General features: G+C 74.7%; 22 protein-coding genes. 10 read left to right on the top strand and 12 right to left on the bottom strand.

The window, feature by feature from the left end; translation table 11 throughout:
* Positions 1 to 213 precede the first annotated feature (213 nt).
* Positions 214 to 1,545: an extracellular solute-binding protein gene (locus OG689_RS11775; RefSeq protein WP_191291238.1), complete on the bottom strand. Its 1,332-nt coding sequence runs from the start codon at positions 1,543 to 1,545 to the stop codon at positions 214 to 216.
* Positions 1,546 to 2,739: 1,194 nt separating this feature from the next.
* Between OG689_RS11775 and OG689_RS11780 the strand changes: the two genes are divergently transcribed.
* A complete protein-coding gene (locus tag OG689_RS11780) occupies positions 2,740 to 3,960 on the top strand; it encodes a glycoside hydrolase family 6 protein (RefSeq protein ID WP_266319984.1) in 1,221 nt (406 codons plus the stop codon).
* Positions 3,961 to 4,283: 323 nt separating this feature from the next.
* A complete protein-coding gene (locus OG689_RS11785; RefSeq protein ID WP_266319986.1) occupies positions 4,284 to 5,666 on the top strand; it encodes an ABC transporter substrate-binding protein in 1,383 nt (460 codons plus the stop codon).
* A gap of 90 nt (positions 5,667 to 5,756) precedes the next feature.
* Here the strand turns inward: OG689_RS11785 and OG689_RS11790 are convergent, their stop codons facing one another.
* Both OG689_RS11790 and OG689_RS11795 read right to left on the bottom strand, forming a co-directional pair.
* On the bottom strand, positions 5,757 to 7,100 hold the full coding sequence (locus OG689_RS11790) for an RNA polymerase sigma factor (RefSeq protein WP_266319988.1): 1,344 nt from the start codon (positions 7,098 to 7,100) through the stop codon (positions 5,757 to 5,759).
* Between the two features lie 8 nt (positions 7,101 to 7,108).
* Positions 7,109 to 7,462, bottom strand: a complete 354-nt coding sequence (locus tag OG689_RS11795; RefSeq protein ID WP_266319990.1) for a YciI family protein — start codon at positions 7,460 to 7,462, stop codon at positions 7,109 to 7,111.
* 337 nt (positions 7,463 to 7,799) lie between these two features.
* Between OG689_RS11795 and OG689_RS11800 the strand changes: the two genes are divergently transcribed.
* The gene (locus OG689_RS11800; RefSeq protein ID WP_266319992.1) at positions 7,800 to 8,759 is read left to right on the top strand and encodes a rhomboid family intramembrane serine protease; all 960 of its coding nucleotides are present in this window, start codon (positions 7,800 to 7,802) and stop codon (positions 8,757 to 8,759) included.
* A gap of 141 nt (positions 8,760 to 8,900) precedes the next feature.
* Here the strand turns inward: OG689_RS11800 and OG689_RS11805 are convergent, their stop codons facing one another.
* Entirely contained in the window at positions 8,901 to 9,653 is a 753-nt protein-coding gene (locus tag OG689_RS11805) for a TetR/AcrR family transcriptional regulator C-terminal domain-containing protein (RefSeq protein ID WP_266319994.1), read from the bottom strand.
* 138 nt (positions 9,654 to 9,791) lie between these two features.
* Here OG689_RS11805 and OG689_RS11810 point away from each other — a divergent pair, with 138 nt between their 5' ends.
* Entirely contained in the window at positions 9,792 to 10,484 is a 693-nt protein-coding gene (locus OG689_RS11810; RefSeq protein WP_266319995.1) for a DUF4386 domain-containing protein, read from the top strand.
* A gap of 99 nt (positions 10,485 to 10,583) precedes the next feature.
* Here OG689_RS11810 and meaB read toward each other — a convergent pair whose 3' ends face one another.
* The 4 genes from meaB to OG689_RS11830 form a co-directional block, all read right to left on the bottom strand.
* Entirely contained in the window at positions 10,584 to 11,597 is a 1,014-nt protein-coding gene (gene meaB / locus OG689_RS11815) for a methylmalonyl Co-A mutase-associated GTPase MeaB (RefSeq protein WP_266319996.1), read from the bottom strand.
* Positions 11,598 to 11,610: 13 nt separating this feature from the next.
* A complete protein-coding gene (scpA, locus tag OG689_RS11820; protein ID WP_266327036.1) occupies positions 11,611 to 13,791 on the bottom strand; it encodes a methylmalonyl-CoA mutase in 2,181 nt (726 codons plus the stop codon).
* Positions 13,792 to 13,814: 23 nt separating this feature from the next.
* The gene (gene mutA / locus OG689_RS11825) at positions 13,815 to 15,707 is read right to left on the bottom strand and encodes a methylmalonyl-CoA mutase small subunit (RefSeq protein ID WP_266319998.1); all 1,893 of its coding nucleotides are present in this window, start codon (positions 15,705 to 15,707) and stop codon (positions 13,815 to 13,817) included.
* A 314-nt stretch (positions 15,708 to 16,021) separates the two neighbouring features.
* Positions 16,022 to 16,873, bottom strand: coding sequence for a nucleotidyltransferase domain-containing protein (locus OG689_RS11830; protein WP_266319999.1), 852 nt, complete (start codon positions 16,871 to 16,873; stop codon positions 16,022 to 16,024).
* Positions 16,874 to 17,204: 331 nt separating this feature from the next.
* On the opposite strand from OG689_RS11830, the gene OG689_RS11835 reads away from it, so the two are divergent.
* From OG689_RS11835 to OG689_RS11850, 4 genes are all read left to right on the top strand, one after another.
* Positions 17,205 to 17,780: a class I SAM-dependent methyltransferase gene (locus OG689_RS11835; protein WP_266320001.1), complete on the top strand. Its 576-nt coding sequence runs from the start codon at positions 17,205 to 17,207 to the stop codon at positions 17,778 to 17,780.
* Between the two features lie 192 nt (positions 17,781 to 17,972).
* On the top strand, positions 17,973 to 18,764 hold the full coding sequence (locus OG689_RS11840) for a ParA family protein (protein WP_266320002.1): 792 nt from the start codon (positions 17,973 to 17,975) through the stop codon (positions 18,762 to 18,764).
* Positions 18,761 to 19,654 (top strand): hypothetical protein, encoded by an 894-nt coding sequence (locus tag OG689_RS11845; RefSeq protein ID WP_266320003.1) that lies wholly within the window; start codon positions 18,761 to 18,763, stop codon positions 19,652 to 19,654. The genes OG689_RS11840 and OG689_RS11845 overlap by 4 nt, the downstream gene beginning before the upstream one ends.
* Before the next feature lie 51 nt (positions 19,655 to 19,705).
* Positions 19,706 to 20,377 carry a hypothetical protein gene (locus OG689_RS11850; protein ID WP_266320004.1) on the top strand — a complete coding sequence of 224 codons (672 nt, stop codon included), beginning with the start codon at positions 19,706 to 19,708 and terminating at the stop codon, positions 20,375 to 20,377.
* Between the two features lie 94 nt (positions 20,378 to 20,471).
* On the opposite strand, the gene OG689_RS11855 is transcribed toward OG689_RS11850, so the two are convergent.
* From OG689_RS11855 to OG689_RS11865, 3 genes are all read right to left on the bottom strand, one after another.
* Positions 20,472 to 21,659, bottom strand: a complete 1,188-nt coding sequence (locus OG689_RS11855; RefSeq protein ID WP_266320005.1) for a permease — start codon at positions 21,657 to 21,659, stop codon at positions 20,472 to 20,474.
* 154 nt (positions 21,660 to 21,813) lie between these two features.
* Positions 21,814 to 22,569: an alpha/beta fold hydrolase gene (locus OG689_RS11860; RefSeq protein ID WP_266320006.1), complete on the bottom strand. Its 756-nt coding sequence runs from the start codon at positions 22,567 to 22,569 to the stop codon at positions 21,814 to 21,816.
* A gap of 113 nt (positions 22,570 to 22,682) precedes the next feature.
* Positions 22,683 to 22,901, bottom strand: a complete 219-nt coding sequence (locus OG689_RS11865) for a hypothetical protein (protein ID WP_266320007.1) — start codon at positions 22,899 to 22,901, stop codon at positions 22,683 to 22,685.
* A gap of 228 nt (positions 22,902 to 23,129) precedes the next feature.
* On the opposite strand from OG689_RS11865, the gene OG689_RS11870 reads away from it, so the two are divergent.
* Together OG689_RS11870 and OG689_RS11875 are read left to right on the top strand one after the other, a co-directional pair.
* A complete protein-coding gene (locus OG689_RS11870) occupies positions 23,130 to 24,272 on the top strand; it encodes a sulfite oxidase (RefSeq protein ID WP_266320008.1) in 1,143 nt (380 codons plus the stop codon).
* Between the two features lie 105 nt (positions 24,273 to 24,377).
* A complete protein-coding gene (locus OG689_RS11875; RefSeq protein ID WP_266320009.1) occupies positions 24,378 to 24,602 on the top strand; it encodes a hypothetical protein in 225 nt (74 codons plus the stop codon).
* 59 nt (positions 24,603 to 24,661) lie between these two features.
* On the opposite strand, the gene OG689_RS11880 is transcribed toward OG689_RS11875, so the two are convergent.
* A complete protein-coding gene (locus OG689_RS11880) occupies positions 24,662 to 25,666 on the bottom strand; it encodes a LuxR C-terminal-related transcriptional regulator (protein ID WP_266320010.1) in 1,005 nt (334 codons plus the stop codon).
* Positions 25,667 to 25,983 lie beyond the last annotated feature (317 nt).

Below are 25,983 nucleotides of genomic sequence, written 5' to 3' on the forward strand. Positions count from 1 at the left end.
GGCGGTGATGGAGGTGGCCACGTGTGGCTTCCTTCCGTGGATTGCTGCCTTCGGCCCACTGGCGAGGGCCAGTGGGATGCCGCCGGGTCTTCGGGGCCTTGGACGGCGGGCCCGGGCCCGGCGGCGCCGGCTGCCGGACGGGACGCCGATGGACGTCGGGTGGGGCGGGCGGGGGCCGCCCGGTGCGCTGACCGGGCGGCCCCCGCCGGCCGGCTACTGGATGGTGCTGTCGATCTGCTTGACGGTCTCGTTCCAGGCGTCGCCGGCGCTCTTGCCGTTCTGCTCGACCAGCAGGATGCCGTTGGAGAAGGCGGTCTGCAGGTCACCGGCCTTGGGGCCGGTCTCGGCGGGCTTGATGGCCTTGGCCGCGGTGGAGAAGATCTGGCCGGTCGGCGCGTTCGGGCCGATGTAGGGGTTCTTGAAGTCGGTCACGCCGGGCAGGGCGTAGGCGTTCTGGTTGGACGGGATGTTGCCGACCTTCTGGAAGACCTTGGCCTGCTGCTCGGGGGCGCTCAGCCAGGCCACCAGGTCCTGGGCCGCGGCGACGTGCTTGCCGGAGCTCGGGACGGACAGGAAGGAGCCGCCCCAGTTGCCGGCGGCGGGCGCCTGGGCGACGTTCCACTTGCCGGCGTTGGCCGGGCCGGAGTACTTCTCGATGTTCGCCTGCTGCCAGGACGGGCAGATGGTGGTGGCGAAGGTGGACTGGGTGAACGCGGTCTGCCAGGTCGGGTCGAACTCCTTGAGGCCCTGCGAGCTGCCCGCGGCGTCGGCCTTCATGGCGAGGTCCCAGGCGGTCTTGACGCTCGCCGAGTCCTTGTAGTTGAGCTTGCCGTTCTTGTAGTACTGCTCGGTGCTGCTGGAGACCGTGGCGTTGAACAGGCCGGTGGCGGAGTCCATGAAGAAGGTGCCCTTGGCGGCCTTCGCCTGGAACTGCTTGCCGACCTCGACGTACTTGGCCCAGTCGCCGGCCCACAGCGCGCTGACGGCCGCCGGGTCGGAGGGCAGGCCGGCCGCCTGGAAGAGGTCCTGGCGGTAGCAGACCGCCATCGGGCCGACGTCGGTGCCCAGACCGATGGTCTTGCCGCTCGCGGTGGTGGCCTGCTGCCACTTCCACGGCAGGTAGTCGTCCTTCTTGATCCCCGGGGCCTTGGAGAGGTCCTGGAAGGAGCCGCTCAGCGCGTCGGAGGTGGCGAGCGCGATCCGGCCGACCTCCAGGGCCTGGATGTCGTCCAGGCCGCTGCCCGCCGCGAGGTGGGTCTGGACGGCGGTCCAGTAGTCCGCCTCCTGGGTGGTGGTGTTCTCCTTGACGGTGATGTTCGGGTGCAGCGCGGTGTACGCGTCGAACAGGCCCGCCTCCTTGAAGCCGAACGTCCCGAAGTCGCCCACGGTGAGAGTGATCTTCTCGTTCGGGTCGGCGGCCTTGTCGCTGCTCGACCCGCTGCTGGAGCAACCGGTGGCCAGCAGCGCCGTGGCACTCAGCACGGTCGTGACGAGCACGACGGCGCGACGGGAACGGGTGGTGCGGGTGGCACGGGACGTGCGCATGTCCATCTCCTTGGTCCGAGACGCGGCGGTGCGGCTCGGGAATGGGGCGGAAGCGATGTCAGGGAGAGCCGGGATCCGGCCGGGGAAAAGCGACCTTGGGGTGGTGCTGACGGCTGGGATTCGCCCCTTCGTGGTGGGAGCGCTCCCATGCGTCTGCCGAAAGGTTGCTTCCCGTCCGGCAGGCGTGTCAAGACATGAAGTCCAAGCCGTTACCGGAGCGTGTCCTGCCGATGTCGGGCCGAGCGCCCGGCAAGGCCTCCGCGCACAGCCCGGCCGGCCTTCCGTGCCCTTGTCGTCTCCGCAGGTCACAGGGCTGGGTAGCGGACCGGCGGACGGGCCGGGGAGAGCGCGCCCGGCCGACCGCGGGGCCGCCGCGCCCGGAGCGCCGGACGGACGCCGGGCGGAGGGCACAGGCGCCGGCCGGCACCCGCGGAAACCCGGCAGCCCGATGGCCGCCACCCGTGGGAGGACCATGGAACCGACCACGACCCGGCCACCGAGGCCCCCGGGCGGCCAGCCTCGGCGCCGCCGCCCGCGGTCCTGCCGCCGTGCCGGGCGGCGGGCGATCGGCAGGTGACGTGGGCCCTCGGCACCCCGGGCGGTCACCCGGCGCGGGCCGGCGGCGTCGCCCGGCCGCAGGGGCGGAACCGACGGGGACCGCCCCGGCCGACCGGCCGCGACCGACCCCCGACCACCCGCTCCGGCGCTCAATTCGGCCATCAGGGGGCTTCGTTGCCGGTCCGGAGCGTCGAATCGTCGAACACTCCTTCAGAGATTTGAGCCAGTGGCGCCTTGTCGGCCCGTCAGGCCGTCGGCGGGCCCTTCGCCGGTTCAGAACTTGAAGCCGGTGAGAAGTCTTGACGCCTCCCGGGGACTCTGACTTCATGTGTGGCGGTCCCTGCCCCCACCCACTCATGCGGGGACCGGCCGCCCCGGTACCTGGGAGCGCTCCCAGGTACCGGGGCCGTCCAACGCACGGCGCAGCCACCGCCCGCCCGCACCCGCACCGCCCGGACCAGCCCCGATCCGCCCGCCGGACCCGGACGGCCGGGCCCTGTCCGGGCGCGGCCGCCCGCCGGCCGTCCGGTGCCCCTGCATCCGCACCGTCCCCACCACCCGAACCGTCCGCACCGGGATCCGCGGGGCGCCGGGACCGCCCCGCCCGCCCGAACCCACTCACAGGGAGTTACCGTCATGCGCATCGCCCGCACCACGCGAGCGGCACTGGCCGTGACCGCGACGCTCGCCGCGCTCACCGGCCTCGGCGCCGGACCCGCGGCCGCGGCCGGACCCGCCGCTCCACCGGCCGCCCGCTCGCTCCCCGCCGGTACGCACTTCTTCATCGACCCGGCGAGCAAGGCCGCCCAGCAGGCCGTCACCGACCTCCGGGCCGGCGACACCACGGGGGCCGCCGCAATGGCCAAGCTGGCCAGCTGGCCGGTCGCCCAGTGGTTCACCGGGACGGCCGACCCGGCGCAGACCACCCGCGAGATGGCCGCGCTGCAGGCGAAGGCGGCCGTGCTGCGGCAGACGCCGGTGGCAGTGGCCTACAACGTGCCCGGCCGCGACTGCTCCCAGTACTCGGCCGGCGGCGCCGCCGACTCCGCCCAGTACGCGACCTGGGTGGACGCGCTGGCCGAGGGCATCGGGCGGCGGCCCACCGTGGTCGTGCTGGAGCCCGACGGCCTCGCCCTCAGCCCCGCCTTCTGCGGCGGCACCGCGCAGCAGCAGGCCGACCGGCTGGCCGAGACGAACGCCGCCGTCGACCGGCTGGAGCGGCAGAGCGGGGCACTGGTCTACCTGGACGGCGGCCACAGCTCCTGGCAGAACGTCGGGACCATGGCGGCGCTGCTCGACGCGGCCGGGGTGGCCCGGGCCCAGGGCTTCTTCCTGAACGTCTCCAACTACCAGCGGGACGCCGACCTCGTCCGGTACGGCACGCTGGTGGCCAAGTGCAGCTGGTACCTGGCCAACACCCCCGGCGCGGCCGCCGACGACTGCGCCAACCAGTACTGGCCGCAGGCCGACGCGGACGCCTGGTACGCCGCCCACGTGCCGGCCGACGCCCGGCTGCCGCACTTCGTCGTCGACAGCAGCCGCAACGGCCAGGGGCCGTGGACGCCCACCGCCCAGTACCCGGACCCGCAGACCTGGTGCAACCCGCCGGCCCGCGGCCTGGGCACCCGCCCGACCGCCGACACCGGCGTCCCGCTGCTCGACGCCTACCTGTGGATCAAGGTCCCCGGCGAGTCGGACGGCAGCTGCACCCGGGGTACGGCGGGCGGGACCGATCCCGAGTACGGCGGCGTCGACCCCATCGCCGGCGCCTGGTGGCCCGAGCAGGCGCACAGCCTCGCCGCGCAGGCCTCCCCCGCCCTGCGCTTCAACACCGACCCGTATCCCCGCAAGGGCTGACCGGACGGGACCGGGGCCGCGGGGGCTGTCCGGGGCGGGGCTCCGGCTGTCCGGGGCGGCAGGCTGCCGCCCCGGACGGCCGGCCCGCCAGCCCGCCAGCCCGCAGGACCGCACGTCCATGCCAACGACACGGTTCGGAAACGCCGCCGCACCGATCTTGACGCTCCCGGGCCGGTCCTCCACCCTTCAGTGGGAGCGCTCCCACCCATCGGAGCAGCACCCCGGCCGCGCCCCGCCGCCCGTCACCCCCTCCCACCACCGCCGTTCCCCTCCCCCGCCGCCGCCCGGCTCCTCCTCCCCCGCCCGTGAGAGGCCACCGCACCATGCCGAGAACCCCGCGCCGCCCGTCCCACCCCCGGCCGCGAGGCGCCACACGGCCGCACCGCGCCGGCGCCCGGCGCCTCGCGGCGGCGCTCACCACCGGGGTGCTGCTGCTCACCGGCTGCGCCTTCGAAGGCTCCCCGGCGGGCGCGCCGACGGGGGCCGGCGCAGCCTCGGCCACCGCCGATCAGGGGACGATCACCCTGACGGTCGGCGAGTTCGGGACCTTCGGCTACCACGAGGCCGGCCTGTACCGGGAGTACATGACCGCCCACCCCGAGATCAACATCCACGCCCAGATCACCCAGGACGGCCAGGCCTACTGGGACGCCCTGACCCCCAAACTGGCCGCGGGCAGCGGTCTCGCCGACATCCAGGCGGTCGAGGTGGGCTACATCGCCCAGGCCACCAGCACCTACGGCGACCGGTTCACCGACCTGCGCGGCACACCCGGCGTGGATCCCGCCGCCTGGCTGCCCTGGAAGGCGCAGCAGGGCACCACCGCCGACGGCCGGATGATCGGCCTCGGCACCGACATCGGCCCGATGGCGGTCTGCTACCGCAAGGACCTCTTCAAGAAGGCCGGACTGCCCACCGACCGGGAGGCGGTCGCCGCCCTGTGGAAGGGCGACTGGAACCGGTTCGTCGACGTCGGCCGCCGCTACCAGGCCGCCGCCCCCAAGGGGACGTTCTTCACCGACTCGGTCGGCGGCCTCTTCAACGCCGTCCTGGCCGGCGAGCCGCAGCAGTACTCGGACGCCTCCGGCAAGCTCGACCACCAGTCCAGCCCCGGGGTGAAGAAGGCCTGGGACGTCGCGGTCCGGGCGGCGCAGGGCGGCATGAGCGCCGGGCTGACCCAGTTCCAGGGCGCCTGGAACACCGGCTTCTTCCTGTCCCGGTTCGCCACCGTGGTCTGCCCCTCCTGGATGACCGGCCTGATCAGCAGCCAGTCCGACGACGGCGCCGCCGGCCAGTGGGACATCGCGCAGGCCCCGGTGGCAGGCAACTGGGGCGGCGCCTTCCTGACCGTCCCCGGCGGCGGGGCGCATCCCAAGGAGGCCGCCGCCCTGGCCGCCTGGCTCACCGCGCCCGAGCAGCAGGCCAAGGTCTTCGCCAAGGTCGGCAACCTTCCCTCCACCACGGCGGCGCTGCAGCTGCCCGCCGTCCAGCAGGCGAAGCTCGACTTCTTCGGGGACGCCCCGGTCGGCCGGATCTACGCCGCCGCGGCGCAGTTCGTCCGGCCCGCGCCGATCGGCAAGGACGACGGCACGGTGAAGACCGTCCTCACCGAGACCGGTCTGCGGGCGGTCGAGCAGGACGGCGCCGATCCGAAGACCGCCTGGAACGACGCCCTCAAGCTGATCAGGCAGAAGACCGGCGAATGACCCGGGCGCCGGCGGGCGCCAAGGACACCGGCCCGGCATCGGTGCCGGTGCCGGTGCCGCGGTGCCGGCACCGCACGGACATGGTGGTGGTCAGGTCCCGTCCAGCGCCCGGCGGGCCCCGAGCAGGAAGGCGCGCTCGGCCGCGTTCCCGGTCAGGGCGGCCGCCGCCTCGTACGCGGCGGCCGCCTCGGTGGTCCGCCCCAGCCTGCGGAGCAGGTCCGCCCGGACGGCGTGGAAGAGGTGGTAACCGTCCAGGTCCAGCCCCTCGACCAGGGCCAGCGCGGCCTGCGGCCCGTCCACCTCGGCCACCGCCACCGCCCGGTGGAGGGCCGGCACCGGGCCCGGCGCCAGCGTCAGCAGCCGGTCGTAGAGCTGCACGATCTGCCGCCAGTCGGTCGCCGCGGCGACGGGTGCGTCGCTGTGCACGGCGTTGATCGCCGCCTGGATCTGGTACGGGCCGGGCCGGTCGAGCCGCAGGCACCGCCGCACCAGGGCCTGGCCCTCGGCGATCAGCTCGTGGTCCCAGCGGTCCCGGTCCTGGTCGGCCAGCCGGACGAGGTCGCCGGACGGGGTGGTGCGGGCGGCCCGCCGCGAGTCGGTGAGCAGCATCAGCGCCAGCAGCCCGGTGACCTCCGGCTCGTCCGGCATCAGGGCGGCCAGCAGCCGGCCGAGCCGGACGGCCTCGGCGCAGAGGTCGGCGCGGACCAGCCGATCACCCGAACTCGCCGTGTACCCCTCGTTGAACACCAGGTAGACCACCGCGAGGACGGCCCGCAGCCGCTCCGCCAGCTCGGCCCGGCCGGGGACCCGGTACGGGATCCCGGCGTCGCGGATCTTGCGCTTGGCCCGGACCAGCCGCTGCGCCATGGTCGGCTCCGGGACGAGGAAGGCGTGCGCGATCTCGGCCGTGCTCAGCCCGCCCAGCAGTCGCAGGGTGAGAGCGACCTGGGCGGCGGGGGCGAGCGCGGGGTGGCAGCAGGTGAAGATCAGGCGCAGCCGGTCGTCGTCCGCCGAGTCCTCCATCGCGGGGCCGTCCGTCCCCCAGCCGGCCGCCGCTCCCTCGTCGGGAGCCGGCCCGCCCGCCGGGCCGAGCCGTGCCGCGCCGGCCTGGCGGTCCGCCCGGACGGACTCCCGGCGGAGGTCGTCGACGGCCCGGTTGCGGGCGGTGGTGATGATCCACCCGGCCGGGCTCGGCGGCACGCCGTCGGCCGGCCAGCGCTCCACCGCCCTGGTGAAGGCGTGTTGGACCGCCTCCTCGGCGAGGTCGATGTCACCGAAGCGGCGGACCAGTACGGCCACCGCGCGGCCGTACTCCTGACGGAAGACGCGCTCGATCTCGGCGACGGCGGGCGGCCCGCCGGCAACAGGCCCGATACCGGGAGCAGCGGGGGCAGGAGCGCCGGGGTCAGGTGCGCCGGGCCGGGGGTGCGGCATGGCGGCGGTCAGCCCTCGGGTCCGTCCTGGAAGGGGCGGACCTCGATCGGCAGGGTGGTCGCCCGGGCGGCCCGGCGGCCCCATTCGAGCGCCGCGTCGAGGTCGGGCGCGCGGATCACCCAGAACCCCCCGAGGTGTTCCTTGCCCTCGGCGTACGGGCCGTCGGTGGTGAGCATCGCGCCGTCCTGGACCCGCACCACGGTGGCGGTGTCGGCGGGGTGCAGTCCGCCGGTGAAGACCCAGGCCCCGGCCACCCTGATCTCCTGGTTGAGGACGTCGAGGTCCCGCATCACCCGGTCGAGCAGTTCGGGCGCGGGCAGCTCGCCGTCGGGCTGGTAGATGCTGAGCAGGTACTGCTTCATGGCTCCTCCTCCGGTTCCGGCGGCCGGCACCGGGCCGGCCTTCCACCCTCTACACGAACGGCCGGCGGCCGGATCGACACCCGGCGGCGAGGTTTTCCGCGGCAACCCGGTCGGCCCATCGCCGTCCGGCGCCCGGGCCGTTCCCAGGACCGCCCCACGACCGTCCCACGACCGTCCGGCCGCCGGCCCGCCGCCTCCCCGACCGGCCGGCACCCCGCGGCCGGTGCGGAGCCCGCCCCTGCGTTCCCGCCGGCGGGCCTGTTCGCTAGCTTGTTCGCTGCACCGGCCGCGACCAGCCGCCGGGCCCAGCCGGAACCGTACGGAGACCAGCCCTTCCATGGACGCCACGCACGTCACCCCTGGGGCGCAGACCCCCGAGGCGCAGCCCGCCACCACCTGCTACCGGCATCCGACCCGGGAGTCCTACATCAGGTGCACCCGCTGCGAGCGCTACATCTGCCCGGACTGCATGCTGGACGCGCCGGTCGGCCACCAGTGCCCGGAGTGCGTGAAGGAGGGCCACCGGAGCATCCGTCAGGCCCGTACGGTGTTCGGCGGGAAGTTGATCGGCACGCCCTTCCTGACGTACCTCCTGATCGCCGCCAACGTACTGGTGTACGTGCTCGAGCTGATCCGTCCGGGCATCGTCGACCGGTTCGACAGTCTCGGCCAGGGAGTGACCGGGCCGGACGGCCTGCGGTACATCGTCGAGGGCGATCTGCTGCCGCCGGGCTTCCACGAGGTCGGGATCGCGCACGGCGAGTGGTACCGGCTGGTCACCTCGGGGTTCCTGCATCTGCCTGCCACGCACGGGCAGTTCGGAATCCTGCACATCCTGATGAACATGTACTCGCTGTGGCTCTTCGGGCGGGTGGTGGAGCAGCAGCTGGGGCGGGTCCGCCTGCTGGCGCTCTACCTGACGAGCCTGCTCGGCGGGTCGGTCCTGGGGTACCTGATCGACCCGGAGGCGGCGGCGGTCGGCGCGTCCGGGGCGATCTTCGGCCTGGTCGCCACGTACTTCCTGATGACCAGGAAGATGCACCACGACCCGCTCGGCGGCGGGCGGCAGCTGGTGGGGGCGATCATCTGGCTGGTGGCCTCGGCCGGCTTCACCTTCTGGCAGGGCCATCTCGGCGGGCTGCTGGCGGGGTTCGCGGTCGGCTCGGTGCTGGTGTTCGCGCCGCGCAAGGGCCAGGTGCTGGTCCAGACGGCCGGGGTGCTGGCCGTCCTGGGGCTGCTGACGGCCATGGTGTTCGTGCAGACCGCCGATCTCGCCGGGCGCAGCCTCTGGGGCTGAATGGCGAAGCATGAGCCCCGCAGGCCCGCGGGCGCCGAGGACCGGACGTGACGTCCGGCCCCGCGCGCCGGCGGGCCTTGCGCTGTGCCGGGCCCGGCGCTGTACCGGGCGGTGCGCTGTGCCGGGCGGGTGGGCGCCCGGTCAGCCGGCCCGCCCGCCGGCGGGGGACGAGGTCCAGCCCTGCTGCCGGAGCCTTTCGAAGCCGTCCAGCAGGAGGTCGAGCGCGAACTCGAACTCGAACTGGTCGTCACAGCCCTGGCCCACCACGGAGTCGTCGTGGGCGGCCGCCCCGGCCAGCTCCGTGACGTAGGGGTACCGCTCCGCCAGCTGCCGGAGCGCCGCCGCCTGCTCCCCGGCCCGCGGATCGGACCCGGTGCCGGGCGCGGCACCCGGTGCGGCACCGGGTGCAGCACCGGGCGGGGCGTCGAAGACCTCCTGGGTGAAGCCGAGGATGCGGCTGCCCAGGGCGTGCATCGCGTGATGGGTGAGGTCGACCGAGAGGCCGCCGGTCCGCAGGATGCCGATCACCGAGTCCATGTAGGCGAGCAGGGCCGGCGTCGGGCCGCTCCGGGACCGGATCACCTGGGACGCCCACGGGTGGCTCCGCAGCGCCTCCCGGGCCGAGAGGATCCGCCGGCGGACGGCGGCGCGCCAGTCGGGGTCGAGGTCCGGCGGTTCGATCCCGCCGACCACGGCGTCGACCATGCCGTCCAGCAGCTCTTCCTTGTTGGCGACGTGCTTGTAGAGCGCCATCGGCACCACGCCCAGCTCCTGCGCGAGCCGGCGCATGCTGAGCGTCTCGATCCCCGTCCCGTCGGCGAGCGCGACGGCCGCGCGCAGCACCCGGTCCCTGCTCAGGGGGGCCCGGCGGGCCGGGTCCGTCGGCTGGGCCATCTGCTGAACTCCCTCGGATCGACTCCCGGACCGGCGTCCGGGCTTGACGAGTGTACGGCGTACGCCTACCGTGAGGCAGGTGTACGCCGTACACCTTTCGAGGGGAGTGTCCGAGTGAGCCCAACCAGAGGAACCGCGGTGGCCGCGGGTGTCCTGTTCCTGGTCACCGAGATCACCGCGATCGGCGGCCTGGTGCTGTACGGCCCCGTCCTGAAGGGCGCCGACTATGTGACCGGCTCCGGCGCGGACGGCCGGGTGTTCCTGGGGGCGCTGTTCGAGCTGCTGCTGGCGGCGGCGGTCGTCGGCACCGGGGTCACGCTGTACCCCGTCCTGCGGCGGCAGCACGAGGGGGCCGCGCTCGGCTACGTCTGCGCCCGCCTGCTGGAGGCCGCCGTCATCGTCGTCGGCATCGTCAGCGTCCTGTCGGTGGTGACCCTCCGGCAGGACTTCGCGGCGGGCGCCGCGGGCTCCGACGCCGCGTCACTGCGCACGGTGGCACGGGCCCTGGTGGCGATCCACGACTGGACGTTCCTCCTCGGGCCCAACTTCGTCCTGGGCGCCAACACTCTGGTGCTGTCCTGGCTGATGTACCGCGCACGGCTGGTACCGCGGTTCGTCGCGGTCCTCGGACTGGTCGGCGGGCCGCTGATCTGCGCCTCGGCGACCGCCGTGCTGTTCGGGCTCTACGAGCAGGTCTCGACGGCCGGGTCGCTGGCGGCGCTGCCGGTGTTCGCCTGGGAGGTGACGCTGGCCGTGCGACTGATCGCCAAGGGCTTCGAGCCCGTCTCCCCCGCCTCCCCCACCGTCCGCCCCGTCCCCGCGGCCGCCTGACGGCCCGGCAACGCAAGGCCGGGCAAGGTGACGGCCGGTGGGCCCGGTGGCCCGGACGGTATCCGTCCGGGCCACCGGGCCCACCGGTACAGGGAAGCACTACGGGGCCGGCGGTCGGCCGTCCTCGCGCGGTGTACGGAAGCCCGCCAGCAACTGCTCGGCCGCCAGGGTCGCGGTCAACCGGCCGTCCCGGACCTGCTGCTCCAGCAGCGGGGTGAGGCGGCGGACCTCGGGGTGCTCGCGGAGCTGAGAGAGCAGGCCGTCGTGGACCATCGCCCAGGTCCAGTCGATCTGCTGGTCGCGTCGCTTGGCCTCCAGCGCCCCGGTCGCGTCCAGGATCTGCCGGTGCTGCTGGAGCCGCTCCCAGAGCTCGTCCAGTCCGGCGCCGCCCAGGCCGCTGCAGGTGAGGACCGGCGGGGTCCAGGCCGCGTCCGGGGCCTGGAGCAGCCGCAGTGCGCCGGCCAGCTCGCGGGCGGCCGCCTTGGCGTCCAGCTCGTGCGGGCCGTCGGCCTTGTTGACGGCGACGATGTCGGCGAGCTCCAGGACGCCCTTCTTGATGCCCTGGAGCTGGTCGCCGGTGCGGGCCAGGGTGAGCAGCAGGAAGGTGTCGACCATGCCGGCGACGGTGGTCTCCGACTGGCCGACGCCGACGGTCTCCACCAGGACGACGTCGTAGCCGGCGGCCTCCATCACGACCATGCTCTCGCGGGTCGCCCGGGCCACCCCGCCGAGGGTGCCCGAGGTCGGCGAGGGACGCACGAACGCGTTCGGGTCGACCGCGAGCTTCTCCATCCGGGTCTTGTCACCCAGGATGGAGCCGCCCGTCCGGCTGGACGAGGGGTCGACGGCGAGCACCGCGACCCGGTGGCCGAGGCCGGTGAGCATGGTGCCCAGGGCCTCGATGAAGGTGGACTTGCCGACGCCCGGGACGCCGGTGATACCGACCCGCACCGCGTTGCCGCTGTGCGGGAGCAGCTCGACCAGCAGGCGCTGGGCGAGGACGCGGTGGTCGGGGCGGGTGGACTCCACCAGGGTGATGGCCCGCGCGATGTACGCGCGCGAGCCGTCCCGCACCCCCTGGATGTACTGGTCGAGGTCGATCGTCCGGGCCATCGGCGTCAGCGGCCTACAGCTCGTGGCCGAGCTCGGCGGCCAGCGACTTCAGCAGGTCGTGGGCGGCGTCCGGGATCACCGTGCCCGGCGGGAAGACGGCGGCGGCGCCGGCCTCGTGCAGGGCGTCGAAGTCCTGCGGGGGGATGACCCCGCCGACCACGATGGTGATGTCGTCGCGGCCGGCCTCGGCCAGCGCGGTGCGCAGCGCGGGCACCAGGGTGAGGTGGCCGGCGGCCAGTGAGGAGACGCCGACGATGTGGACGTCGGCCTCGACGGCCTGCCGGGCGACCTCCTCCGGGGTCTGGAAGAGCGGGCCGACGTCGACCACGAAGCCGAGGTCGGCGAAGGCGGTGGCGATGACCTTCTGGCCGCGGTCGTGGCCGTCCTGGCCCATCTTGGCGACCAGGATGCGCGGGCGGCGGCCCTCGGCCTGCTCGAAGGCCTCGACCAGGGCGCGGGTGCGCTCGAGGGCGGTGGAGGGGCCTGCTTCGTCTCGGTACACACCGGAGATGGTACGGATCTGGCCGGAGTGGCGGCCGTAGACCGCCTCCAGGGCGTCGGAGATCTCGCCGACGGTGGCCTTGGCCCGGGCCGCTTCCACCGCCAGGGCCAGCAGGTTGCCCTCCAGGCCGCCGCCGCTCTGCGGGCCGGCCTCGGCGGAGGCGGTGAGCGCGCGCAGCGCGGCCTGGCAGGCCGCCTCGTCGCGTTCGGCGCGCAGCCGGCGGAGCTTGTCGATCTGCTGGGTGCGCACGGAGGAGTTGTCGACCTTGAGCACGTCGATCTGCTCGTCGGTGGCGACCCGGTACTTGTTGACGCCGATGACGGGCTGGCGGCCGGAGTCGATCCGGGCCTGGGTGCGGGCCGCGGCCTCCTCGACGCGCAGTTTGGGGATGCCGGCGTCGATGGCCTTGGCCATGCCGCCGGCCGCCTCGACCTCCTGGATGTGCTCCCAGGCACGGCGGGCCAGATCGTCGGTGAGCTTCTCCACGTAGGCGGAGCCGCCCCAGGGGTCGATCACCCGGCAGGTGCCGGACTCCTGCTGCAGCAGCAGCTGGGTGTTGCGGGCGATCCGGGCCGAGAAGTCGGTCGGCAGGGCCAGCGCCTCGTCGAGGGCGTTGGTGTGCAGCGACTGGGTGTGGCCCTGGGTGGCGGCCATCGCCTCCACGCAGGTGCGCGTCACGTTGTTGAAGACGTCCTGGGCGGTCAGCGACCAGCCGGAGGTCTGCGAGTGGGTGCGCAGCGACAGCGACTTGGGGTTCTTCGGCTCGAACTGCTGCACCAGCTTGGCCCAGAGCAGGCGGGCCGCGCGGAGCTTGGCGACCTCCATGAAGAAGTTCATGCCGATCGCCCAGAAGAACGACAGTCGGGGCGCGAAGGCGTCCACGTCCATGCCGGCCGCAAGGCCCGCGCGCAGGTACTCCACGCCGTCGGCCAGCGTGTAGGCCAGCTCCAGGTCGGCCGTGGCCCCGGCCTCCTGGATGTGGTAGCCGGAGATGGAGATGGAGTTGTAGCGGGGCATCTTCTGCGAGGTGTACGCGAAGATGTCGGAGATGATCCGCATGGAGGGCTGCGGCGGGTAGATGTAGGTGTTGCGGACCATGAACTCTTTGAGGATGTCGTTCTGGATGGTGCCGGCGAGCTTCTCGGGCGCCACCCCCTGCTCCTCGGCCGCCACGATGTAGAGCGCCAGGATCGGCAGCACCGCGCCGTTCATGGTCATCGACACCGACATCCGGTCCAGCGGGATGCCGTCGAAGAGCTGGCGCATGTCGTAGATCGAGTCGATCGCCACACCGGCCATGCCGACGTCGCCGGTCACCCGGGGGTGGTCGCTGTCGTAGCCGCGGTGGGTCGGCAGGTCGAAGGCGACCGACAGGCCCTTCTGGCCGGCCGCCAGGTTGCGGCGGTAGAACGCGTTGGACTCCTCGGCGGTGGAGAAGCCGGCGTACTGGCGCACCGTCCAGGGCTGGTTGACGTACATGGTGGGGTACGGTCCGCGCAGGTACGGCGCGATGCCCGGGTAGGTGGCCAGGAAGTCCAGGCCCGCCAGGTCCTCGCCGGTGTACAGCGGCTTCACGCCGATGCCCTCCGGGGTCTCCCAGAGCAGGTCGTCGACGTCCTTGCCGGTGGCCTGCTGCCAGGCCTCCCGCCACTGCCCGCCGGTGCTGCCCGGGGTGCCGGCCTCGTCGTCCAGGCCGATCTCGGTGAAGTCGGGGATCACCGTGCCGCTCCGATCTCGTCGAGGACCGAGGTGAGGACGGCGACCGCGTCGCAGCCCGCGAAGACGTATCCGTCCACCCCGGCCTTTTGGTACGCCTCGCGGTGCTCGCCCGGCTTGCCGGCCAGCAGCACCCGCCGCGCGCCGGCCGCCTTCAGTGCCGCGGCGACGGCCTCGGCGTGCTCGGCGTACAGCTTGTCGCCCGAGCACAGGCAGGCCACGCTCGCTCCGCCGGCGGTGAAGGCCTCGGCCAGCGCGGCCGCCTCGGTGCCCTCGCCGGTCACCGTGGCCAGGCCGCCGGCCTGGAACAGGTTGGCGGCGAAGGAGGACCGGCCGGTGTGCACGGCCGCCGGCCCGATCGCGGCCAGGAAGACCTTCGGCCGCTCACCGGTGGCGGCCAGCTGCTCGTCGGAGCGGGTGCGCAGGGCCTCGAAGGCCTCCGCGCGCCGGACCTTCGGCAGGCCGCCCGACGGCACCGGGCCGCGGTCGGCAGCCCGCTCACGGACCACCGGCTGCTCGCCGAGGTTGGGGAACTCGCTGACGCCGGTGATGGGTTCGCGGCGGTGCGCGAGGTCCGCGGAACGCTCGGCCCAGGTCGCGGCGACCCTCTCGCGGATCAGCCCGGAGCGCAGGGCGGCGCGCTGGCCGCCGGCCCGCTCGATCTCCTGGAACCAGGCCCAGGCGGCGCGGGCCAGCTCGTCGGTGAGCTGCTCGACGTACCAGGAGCCGCCGGCCGGGTCGATGACCCGGGCCAGGTGGGACTCCTCCAGCAGGATCGACTGGGTGTTGCGGGCGATCCGGCGGGCGAAGGCGTCCGGCAGGCCGAGGGCGTCGTCGAAGGGGAGCACGCTCACCGCGTCGGCGCCGCCGACGCCGGCGGCCAGGCAGGCCACCGTGGTGCGGAGCATGTTCACCCAGGGGTCGCGCTCGGTCATCATCACGCTGGAGGTGACGGCGTGCTGGCGCTGCGCGGCGGCCTGGGGCGCGGCGCCGGCCACCTGGGCCACCCGGGCCCAGAGCCGGCGCGCGGCGCGGAACTTGGCGATGGTGAGGAACTGGTCGGCGGTGGCCGCGTAGCGGAACTCCAGCTGCCCGCAGGCCTGGTCCACCGTCAGCCCGGCCGCGGTCAGCTCCCGCAGGTAGGCGACGCCGGTGGCCAGCGAGGCGCCGAGCTCCTGGGCGGCCGAGGCGCCGGCGTCGTGGTGACCGAGGGCGTCCACGGTCAGCGCGCGCAGGCCCGGGTGGCTGCGGACGCAGTCGGCGGCCAGGGCCGCAGCGTCGGCGAGGTGGCGCTCGGTGTCCTCGTCGCGGCCGGTGCGGGCCAGCAGGCCCAGCGGGTCGGCGCCGAGGTTGCCGCGGGCGTCCTGGGCCGGCACCTCGCGCCGCGCGTACAGGGCGAGCAACTGCTCGGCCGCCGCGGCGAAGTCGGCGCCGGGGTCGAGCACCACGGACGCCAGGTCCAGGTAGACGCCCTGCAAGGCCTCGTCCAGGGCGTCGACCGGCACACCGCCGGCCCCGACGGCCAGCCAGATGCTGGTGACGCCGTTCTCCAGGTCCGCGAGCACGGCCTCGTTCGACTGCCGGGCGTCCGGATGGGCATGGCGCTGGCGCACGTCCCAGCCGGACAGAACCGATCCCTCGGCCCGGCCCCCGCGCACGAACGGCGGGAAGCCCGGATGCCCGGGATCGGCCGCCGTGTCGTCGGCGGTGTACAGCGGGCGGGCGCGAAGCCCGTCCTGAAGCTCGGTGGTGAGGGCGTCCTCGGCCTGTGCGCCTTCGACGTTCTGCGCGCCTGACTTGCGCAGGACGCCTTCGACAAGGAGCTGCCATTGCTCGCGGGTTGCGTCCGGGAACTCGGCGGCCAGAGGGAGCCCTTCGGGCGGGACCGTCATGAGGGAAGGTTAAGGTCCGGCGGCTCCGGGCTGCAGGGCCAATCGGTGTGACCTTGCCCTCCATGCACTCTGTGCTGCGGAAAGTGCCTGACGCCGCGCTGAAGTCAGGGGTCGGCCTAGGGGTCGCGGTAGGGGTTGCCGAGGGGGCGGCGGCGGGTCGCGGGGCCGTCCCGGGGCAATCCCGGGGCGGGCCCGGTGACGCGGCGGGCGGTCGGCGCGACGCCCGGACGCTCCCGGGACCGACCGCCGAACCCGGTGCCCGCCCGGGCGTGTCGCCTGCTCCCCGGGGCCTTGCGGCGGCCGGGCGGCCGGCGTCAGCGCCCGGCCTTCACGGCGACCGACTCGATGACACCCCGCCAGGTCCTGCGGTACCCCTCGCGGAGCGGGCCGCCGACGAGGTCGAGGATCTCCGCGGCCGCGGCGGCGAGGGCCGCGTGCTCCCCCGACGCGCACAGTCGCCGATGCCCTTCGAGCAGGGCGCCGCCGCGCTCCGGGTCCGCCGCCAGCAGCCGCCTCGGCAGCCACTTGCCGCCGCCGGTCCAGGCGCGGTGGTGGTCCAGCAGCAGATCGGCGCCCCCTGCGAGGACGACGGCGGCGACGGCCAGGCGCTCGAACGGGTCGCCGGTGTCCGCCAGGTCGTCCAGGGCGTCCGTCAGCCCGTACCGCTTGGTCTCGACCGCCTCCGGTGCCAGCGGCGGCGGCCCCTGCCGGAGGTCCGCCTCGGCCAGCGCCCGGGCCCGGGCGGCCTCGCCCTCCGGGTCGGTCAGCACCAGGCCGTCCAGGTACATGTTCTGCAGGACGGCTCGCCGGGTGGCGGCGTCCGCGGCGAAGAGCTCCGCCAGACCGGCCCGGGTGTGGACGAAGAGCTCCACCAGCCGCCCCTCGAAGCGAAGCGTCTCCCGGCGGGTCTCGGCGTCGTCGCGGACCAGCACCGCGATGTCCAGGTCGCTGCCGGCGGTGGCCCGGCCCCGGGCGGTGGACCCGGCCAGGACCGCCGCGAGCGCGTCCGGGAAGCGGTCGCGGACCAGGCGCCGCGCCTGGTCGACGGGGGCCTGGTCGACGGGCCCGGGGTCCACGGGCCGCGGGTCGGCGGGCCGCGAGGCCTCGGACTGTGGGTCGGCGGGCTGTGGGTCGGCGGGCTGCGAGGCGGTGAGCTGCGGATCCATGTCCGGCAGCGTTTCACGGGACACCCGCGACGGGCGACGGATATTCCGCCGGGCGGCGGCCGGCGGACCGATGCCTCGTCGGCGGGCGCGGCCCGGGTGGACGGGTCGCGGGCAGGGCAGCGGTCACGGGGCACACGAGGGGCGACGCGAGCGGGCGCGCGGGCCACGCGAGCGGGCGCGGGCCATGCCGGTCCCGTCCCCTCCCGGCGGATCTCACGCACCGTCAGGCGACCCGGAAAAGCAGTGCCGGCGGGCCTCCCCGTCTGACTATCCTTCACCGACCCGACGTGATCCACGTCTCGTCCACCGCCGCCGGCCCGGGAGCCGCCCCATGACCACCCCGCCCCTGCCCGCACCCGTGCAGGCCGCCGTCCGGCGCGCCGCCGAGCACTCCTTCCCCTACTCCTGCGAGCGGGTGGCCGGCGAACTGCTCGCCGTCCTGGCCGCCGCCGTGCCGGCGGGCGGCCGGATCCTCGAACTGGGGACGGGGGCCGGCGTCGGGCTGGCCTGGATCACCCACGGCCTGGCCGGCCGCACCGACGCCACCGTGCTGAGCGTCGAGCACGACCCGGACACCGCCGAGCTCGCCGCGAGCGCCGGCCTGCCCTCCTGGGTGACCCTGACGACCGGCGACGCCGAGGCCCTGCTGCCCGGGCTCGGCCGGTTCGACCTGATCTTCGCCGACGCCGAGGGCGGCAAGTGGTCCGGCCTGGACCTGACCCTGCGGGCACTGGCCGACGGCGGCGTCCTGCTGCTCGACGACATGGACCCGGGACGCTACGAGCTGCCCGAGCACCACCGGTCCATAGCCGGCGTCCGCGCCGGGCTGGCCGCGGACGGCGGGCTGGTGCTGACCGACCTCCCGGTGGGCACCGGGATCATCATGGCCACCCGCCGCCCGCGCTGACCCGTCGGCCGCGGGCCCACCACCGGCCCGCCCCGGCCACCCCGGCCGCCTCGGCGGGACAGTCGGGGCGGCGCCGCCGTCCGGGTGTACCTCGGCCCGGACGGGCGATCGTCGGTAGCACAGGGCGATGAGATGACTACTCTGCGAGCACGGCCCCCCACGGTGGCCGGAGTGGAGCGGAGGAGGCCACGGATGCGGATCGCGGTATGTCAGAACAAGGGCGGGTCCGGGAAGTCGGCGATGGTGGTGAATCTGGCCGCCGCGCTGGCCGAGGCGGGTGAGCTGGTGGACGTCGCCGATGTGGACCCGCAGGGGAACGCCTCGCGGCGGCTGGCGGCGCGCCCGGCCGCCGACCAGATGACCATCAGCGAGGCGATCAAGTGCGACGCCCTGGGCGCCGCGCGGGACGCCTACGTGCCGTGCGGCTGGGGCGGCCTGTACAGCGAGCGGATCAGGGTGCTGCCGGCCAGGTTCGAGCTGGAGAACCGGATCTCCGAGGCCGGCACGGTCGGCGCGGTGAAGCGGCTCAAGCGGGCGCTGGCCGGCTGCGACGACCGGCGGGTCACGCTGCTCGACTGCCCGCCTTCGCTGGGCCACCTGACCCAGCTCGCGATGGTGGCCGCCGATGTGGTGCTGATCGTGGCCGAGCCCGAGTTCGACGGGATCGAGGGCGCGGTACGGGTGCTGAACTTCGTCCGGGACCACGCCGACGACCTCAACAACCCCCGGCTGCGGGTGGCCGGGGTGGTGCCCTCCCGGGTCCGGTCCGGGCTCGGCGTGCACGACTTCCAGATCGCCGGACTCGACGAGTGCTTCCCCGGCCTGGTCTGGTCGCCGCACATCCGGGAGCGGGCGGTGGTGAAGGCCGCCGCGGACTCGGTCGCCCCGCTCCGCTCGCTCCGCACGGCCCCCGCACGGGAGGTCGCGGAGGACTTCGACAAGCTGGCCGTGCAGGTCAGGAAGCTCATGGAGGTCGCCGCGTGAACGAACGTCCCCGGCTCCAGCGCCCCGACAGCGCCGCCAAGCTGGCCGGCCCCGAGACCCTGATGATCGGCAACCGGCCCGGCCGGCGGAACCCCGGGACGGGCCCGGCCGGTGTCGCGTCCACCGAGCCGGCCGGCTCGCTGGCCGGCTGCACGCTGGCCGAACTGGAGGCGCGGGTCGCCGCCGCGCAGGATCACGGGGTCGACGCGATCCGCCAGGCGGAGGCCCAGTTCGAGGCGGACAAGCAGGCCGCGCACACCCGGTTCGCGGCCGACGCCGGCCCTGCCCTGTGGGAGATCCACGACCGGCGGCTCTACCGGGCGAGCCACGCCACCTGGGAGGAGTACCTGACCGAGCGCTGGAACCTGTCGCGGTCCTACGCCCACCGCCTGCTGGAGATGATCCCGGTCCAGGCCGCGCTGTTGCCAAATCCGGTTTTTGGCAACATCGTGCTCCGCGAGTCGCAGGCCCGGGTGCTGGTCCCGGTGCTGCGCGAGCGCGGGCCCGAGCAGGTGCGGGAGGTGGTGGAGAAGGCGATGGCCGGCGGCGGGCGGCCGACCGCCAAGGCGCTGACCGCGGCCCGGACCGAACTCGGCTACGCACCGGCCGCCGAAACGCCGTGGGTGGAGGAGCCGGCCGCCCCGGCCCAGCCGCCCGCCGTGGACCAGGAGGACAGCCGGCTGGCCCTCGGGGACCTGGAACGGCTGGCCGGTGTGCTGCGGGCCGCCCTGCGGGACCTGCCCGACACCCTGCCCGCGACGGCCGCGCGGTCCTTCCCCGAGGAGACCGCGACGGCGCTGGCCGACCTGCGCAAACAGGTCCGCCGGGCGGCCCGGATCATCGGGGCCGACCTGGCGGAGCGCGGCGCCGGCCCCGAACGGCGCCGCTGACCGCGCTGCCGGCTGCCCCCTGACGGCCCGTCCGCGCGGTACGGTCGGGCCATGTCCAGTGCCGCCCCCGGTGCCACCGCACCCGAATCACCCCGGTCGCCCGTCACCGCCGACGACGTCGACCGCGCCGTACAGCTCGCCGTGGGCGTCCTTCGCGGGGCGCCCGCGGCCGGCGACTGGGACGCCGGAGCCGGGTCCCTCTCCTGGGACTGCTGGGAGACCGCCGAGCACCTCGCCGACGACCTCTTCGCGTACGCCGTCCAGCTGGGCCCCCGGCAGCCGCCGCTGACCGGCGAGGTGCCCTTCGTCTGGGAGCGCAGCAGCCCCGCCGGCCCCGCGAACGCCGTGCACGCCGACCGGGCGGCCGGCCCCGAGGGCACCCTGCAGGTGCTGGAGGCGTGCGGCGCCCTGCTGGTCGCCATGGTCCGCACCGCGCCCCCCGAGGTCCGCGCCTACCACAGCTACGGGATCGCCGACCCGGAGGGCTTCGCCGCGATGGGCGTGGTGGAGACCCTGGTGCACACCCACGACCTGGCGGCCGGTCTCGGCCTGGTCTGGGTCCCGCCCGCCGAGCTCTGCGCCCGGGCCCTGGCCCGACTGTTCCCCGACGTCCCCGGGGACGGCGACCCCTGGCTCACCCTGCTCTGGGCTACCGGCCGGGCCGACCTGCCCGGCCGCGCGCACCGGAGCGGCTGGCGCTGGTACAGCAGCCCGCTGCCGTAGCCCGCGCCGCTCGCACCCCTGTGCCCCTTCCACCCCTGCGCCCCTTCCACCCCTGCGCCCCTTCCACCCCTGCAGCCCGGCCGCCGCGCCCGCCCTACGCCGAAGGTCCGCCGCCGGCGGGCCCGGCCGTCGCACCGGGGCCGGGGCCGGGGGCGGGCGCGCCGCCCATCATGCCGAGCATCGCCCGTCCGCCGGTCCGCAGGAACCGCACCACCAGCACCGCCGCCAGCAGCAGGAAGGCGATGTTGAGCCAGGTCGTCCAGTTCCACGAGACGCCGTCCGTCGGGATGGTGGCGTCCGCCGGGTCCGGGACGAGACCGAGGCCCCCGAAGAGGACCTCCACCGCGTACCCGGCGAGGACCATGCAGACGTAGAAGGTGGCGAGCAGGAAGAGCGCCATCCGCCGGCCGTAGTACTTCCGGTAGATGTTCAGGATGGGCAGGATCAGCAGGTCCGCGAAGATGAAGGCGACCACCCCGCCGAAGCTGATGCCGCCCTTCCAGAGCACGACCGCCAGCGGCACGTTGCCGACCGAGCAGACGAACGAGGCGATCGCCACCAGCGGGCCGACCAGCGGCCCCCACAGCTTGGCCGCCAGCGGGTGCCCGTCGAAGAAGAACGCGCTCCAGAAACTGTCCGGCACCCAGGCGGCGATCGCGCCGGCCACCAGCAGGCCGATCACCAGGTCGCGCAGGATGGCCGCCCACTCCATCACGAACACGTGCGAGGTGGCGGTGAAGCCCTCGGCCGAGAGCAGCCGGCGCAGGAAGCCGCCCTCCCGCCGGACGGACATGTCCATCGCGGCGTGGCCCTCCATCGAGCCGGCCCGGCCCCGGTCGGCCTGCTCGCGGGCCTCCCGCAGCAGCGGTTCCCGCAGGAAGCGCCGGAACAGGACGGCCAGCAGCAGGATCATCACCGGACCGCCGACGAACTCGGCGGCGGTGAACTGCCAGCCCATCAGTAGGGCGAGAATCAAGCCGAGTTCGACGACCAGGTTGGTGGACGCGATCTCGAAGGCCATCGCGGCGGTGAAGTCGGCCCCCTTGCGCCACAGCGAGCGGGCGAGCGCGACCGCCGCGTACGAGCACGAGGAGGAGGCGATGCCGAGCCCGGCCGCGACGGCGAGTGTGCGGGGCCGGTCGTCGCCGAGCAGACCGACCACGGTGGACCTCCGGACCACTGCCTGGACCAGCGCGGAGAGCGCGAAGCCGAGGATCAGGGCCCAGGTGATCGCCCAGGTCATCGAGGCGGTGATCGACAGGGCGTGCAGGATCGCGTGCATACCGCCGAAGCCTTCCGCCCGGCGCCCCCGGTCCGGCCCCGGACACGCGGCCGGCCCGCCCGGCAACTCCATCGGGTGAACCGGCACCGGGTGACCGGGCGGCGCGAACCGGGCCGGAACGCCGGGGGAGGGAGCCCCCGGCGTCCGGGGGCCGTCAGTCGCCCAGGAAGGCCTCCAGCGCGCTCGCGAACGCGACCGGCACCTCGTACATCGGGTAGTGGCCGGAGTTGGCCAGCGTCTCCAGCTCCGCCTCCGGGTAGTGGGCGAGCCAGGTGGCCCGCATCACGGGCTCGCTCAACGCCACGTCGTGCTCGCCCACGAAGACCTTCACGGGCAGCCGACTGCCGGCCACCTTGGCGGCGAAGTCCAGGGTGGTCCAGTCGGCCAGGTAGGCGGCGAAGGCATCCGTGCGGCTGGTCGCCAGGGACTGCGCGGTCATCCGGTCCAGCCAGACCCCGCCCGCCCGGTTGCCCGTGACCAGGTCGAGGATGGCCCGTCGGTTGGCCGGCCGCTCGGCGGCCCCGTGGAACAGGTCGTACGCGTCGCCCTCCAGCGGGTACGCGGAGGCCGGCACGGGTGCGACGCCCGCCAGCTTGCGCACCCGGTGCGGCGCCTCGGCCAGCACCCGCTGCGCCGCCTTGCCGCCCATCGAGTGCCCGACCAGCGAGAACCGCTCCCAGCCGAGCTGGTCGGCGAGCGCCAGCACGTCCCCGGCGATCTCCGCCAGCGTGTAGTCGCCGGCCACGTCCGCCCGCTCGCCGTACCCCCGGTAGTCGAGGAAGGCGTACGTGAAGGCGGAGCCGTCCAGGTAGTCCAGGAACGGGCCCCAGCCCGCGCTGGTGCCGAACCAGTCGTGCAGGACGACGACCCGGTTCGGTCCGGTGCCGACGAGGCGGTGATCGACCGTCATGAGGGTTTTCCTCCGGGGGGTGGTGGAGTGGGTGTGCCGCAGGGCCCCTCCCCCGCGGCGACCCGGACGAACCGCCCCGCCGTCGCCGAACGTGCCCGCGGTCCGACGGAACGTCACCGCCGGTGCCTCGCCCGGCGCCCTAGCCGGTCCGTGACGCTGCCCCCGACGAGGGCGGCGATCAGCATCCCGAAGGTGGTCCGGCTGCCGATGGTGCCGGCGACGCCCGTGGTGCGGCCGAGCCCGTGGTCCTTGAGCAGGTAGGGCATCACGGCGCCGTGGATGTCGACGTCCATGCCGTCGAAGAAGACCGACAGCCGGCGGAGCGCGAGCACGGGAGCCACCACGCGGAAGCGCCCGCCGCCGTACTGTCGACTCTCGAACCGGTCTTGAGCTGGGAAGATGCCATCCGGCACGACCTCTCTCGGGTACGTGGCCGCACGCTGCCGGCGGCGCGCGCACCGCAGGGCGGGTCCCGGTGCGCCCGCTCACCACCGGACGATGCCGACCGTTTCGCCGCGATTCCCCGGGCGCCGGACGGCCTCCGAGGCGAGAATGGACCCATGGCGGCGCGGCTCGGCGAGGTGAGCACACCCGCCCGGGTGGTCGGGCCGGGCGAGGGCGTCACCGCTGAGGAACTCGCGCTGGCGGCCCGCAACCACGGCCTGCCGCTGGAGGCGCTGCGCTACGACGTCACCCCGCCCGGGCTGCACTACGTGCTGACGCACTACGACATCCCCGCCGTGGACGCCGACGGCTGGCGGCTCACCGTCCGCGGCGAGGTCCGCACACCGCTCTCGCTGGACCTCGAGGCCCTGCGGGCCCGGCCTGCGGTCACCCGGCGGGTCACCATGGAGTGCGCCGGCAACGGGCGGGCCCTGCTGTCCCCGCGCCCGGTGAGCCAGCCCTGGCTGGTCGAGGCGGTCGGCACCGCCGAGTGGACGGGCGTGCCGCTGCGGACGCTGCTGGCCGAGGCGGGCGTCCGGCCGGCGGCGGTGGAGGCGGTCTTCACCGGCGCCGACCACGGCGTGGAGCGCGGGGTCGAGCAGGACTACCGGCGCAGCCTCCCCCTGGCCGTGGCCACCGGCGGCGATCCCGAGGTGCTGGTGGCGTACGCGATGAACGGCGCGCCGCTGCCGCCGCAGCACGGGCACCCGCTGCGGCTGGTGGTCCCCGGCTGGTACGGGATGGCGCAGGTGAAGTGGCTGTGCGACGTCACGCTGGTGGACCGCCCGTTCACCGGGTTTCAGCAGGCGGTGGCCTACCGGCTCCGGCAGTCGCCGCAGGACGCGGGCGAGCCGGTCACCCGGATCGCGCCGCGCGCCCTGCTGCTGCCGCCGGGCTTCCCCGACTTCATGTCCAGGATCCGGGTGGTGCGGCCCGGTGAGGTGCCGCTGGAGGGCCGGGCCTGGTCCGGCCACGGCCCGGTCGTGCGGGTGGAGGTGAGCACGGACGGCGGCGGCAGCTGGGAGGACGCGGAACTCGCCCCGCCGGACGCCGTCCACCCGTGGGCCTGGCGCCGGTGGCGGCACCGCTGGGCGGCCGTCCCCGGCCGGCATGTGCTGAGCGCCCGGGCCACCGACGCGCGGGGACGCACCCAGCCGCTGGACCAGCCGTGGAACCGCGGCGGGTTCGCCGTCAACCTGGTGCAGCGGGTCGAGGTGCTCTGCCTGGACGGCGCGGACGGGGAACCCGACGGGTCCTGACGGCGCGGGCCCGGTGGCCGGCGCGGGCCTGTCAGTGGCTCGGCCTGTCAGTGCCCCGGACTGTCAGTGGTCCGGCCTGTCAGTGGTCCGGCGCACCATGGCGGTATGAGACTCCCCCGCGTTCCCTGCCCGGTGTGCGGCCGCCCGATCGCCGTGGCGCCGGTCGAGGCGATCGGACTGGGCGCCGTCGTCGACCACAAGCAGGAGTCCCGCCGGCTGGTGCTCTGCCCGGGGTCGATGCGGCGGGTACCGCTGTCCTGGCCGCAGGGGCCGGGGGCGCACGGCGGTACGGACGGGCCGACGGCCGTCCAGCAGGCGCTGTTCGAGTGACCCGTACCTGTAGTGACCCGCGCCGCGCGGCCGTCCCGCCCCGTCGCGGGGCGCCCGGGTCAGCGCGGGGTGGTCTCGCCGAGCCAGCCGAGCGCGGCGACCTGGATGCCGGCCTGGAAACGGCTGCGCGCGTCCATCCGGACCATCAGGTCGGCCATCATCCGGCGGATGGTGCGCAGTGAGACGCCGAGCCGCTGCCCGGCCCGCTCGTCGGTGAGGCCCTCGGCGAGCAGGCGCAGCAGCTCCCGCTCCTGGGCGGTGAGCCCGTGCGGGCCGCGCTGGACGGGCTCGCCGAGCGGGCGGGCCTGGTCCCAGAGCTGCTCGAACAGGGCCCGCAGGGCCGCGATCACGCCGGGGCTGTGCAGCAGCACGGCGCCCTTGCGCGGGTCCTCCGGGTCGATCGGCACGATGGCCGTGGCGTTGTCGACCAGGATCATCCGCAGCGGGAGGGTGGGCAGGGTGCGCACCGCGCCGCCGAGGCCGTGCAGCCAGCGGGCGTACTGCACGGTGGCGGGGTCGTTGCGGACGCTGTCCTGGTAGACGGTGCGCATCCGGACGCCGCGTTCCAGGGTCTCCAGGTCCAGGGCCCGACTGGCCTCCATCACCTGCGGGGGCTGCGGGCCGCCGGGGGCGAGCGAGAGCACCTCGACGGCGGCGTCGGAGGCGAGCTGGACGAGGCGGTCTCGGACGTCGCCCAGGCTGGAGATCAGCTCGATGCCGGACTGGTTGGCCGGCGCGTGCACGCTGGCGTACTCGGCGATCAGCCCGGCCATCGCGGCCCGGCTGCGTTCGATCTCCTGCTGGCGGCGGGCCGCCTCGGCCTCCTGGCGGGCGAGCAGGGTGGCCAGGCCCAGTTCGGGGTTGACCGCGCGCCAGCGGTCCTCGGCCCCGGTGGGTCTGGTGAGGGCCAGGTCGGCGAGATGGTCGAGCGCGGCCCGTACCTCGGGCTCGGGCGCCTCCAGGCGGTCGGCGATGCCCTGGGTGTCCAGCTCGGGGTGCAGGAGCATGGTCCGGTACACCGCTTCGCCGAACGGGTCGAGGCCGATCGGCTGAGGCCCGCTCAACAGTCCGCCACCAGAAGTGCGGGACACATCACACCCTCCCCGTGACCGGAATGCTACCGGTCGATCTGACTGGCGGTCAGCGTATCGTCACATCAGCGAACATAGAACAGTCTTGCGGACAATCGCGACGGTCCGATGGACGAACTGTGAAGGGGCTCCGACAGCGGGCCGACGGCAGGACGACGCCCGCGCACCGTCTCCCCCGGCGCCCCGGTGGCACCCCCTGTCACCCCCGCGCCACCTCCGGGCCCGCCGTCGCCCCCTGCCCGGCGGCACCGCGCGGGCGGCATCTTGCTGCCAGGCGGCGACCTGACACC

Source organism: Kitasatospora sp. NBC_00240, assembly GCF_026342405.1.
Taxonomy (GTDB): domain Bacteria; phylum Actinomycetota; class Actinomycetes; order Streptomycetales; family Streptomycetaceae; genus Kitasatospora.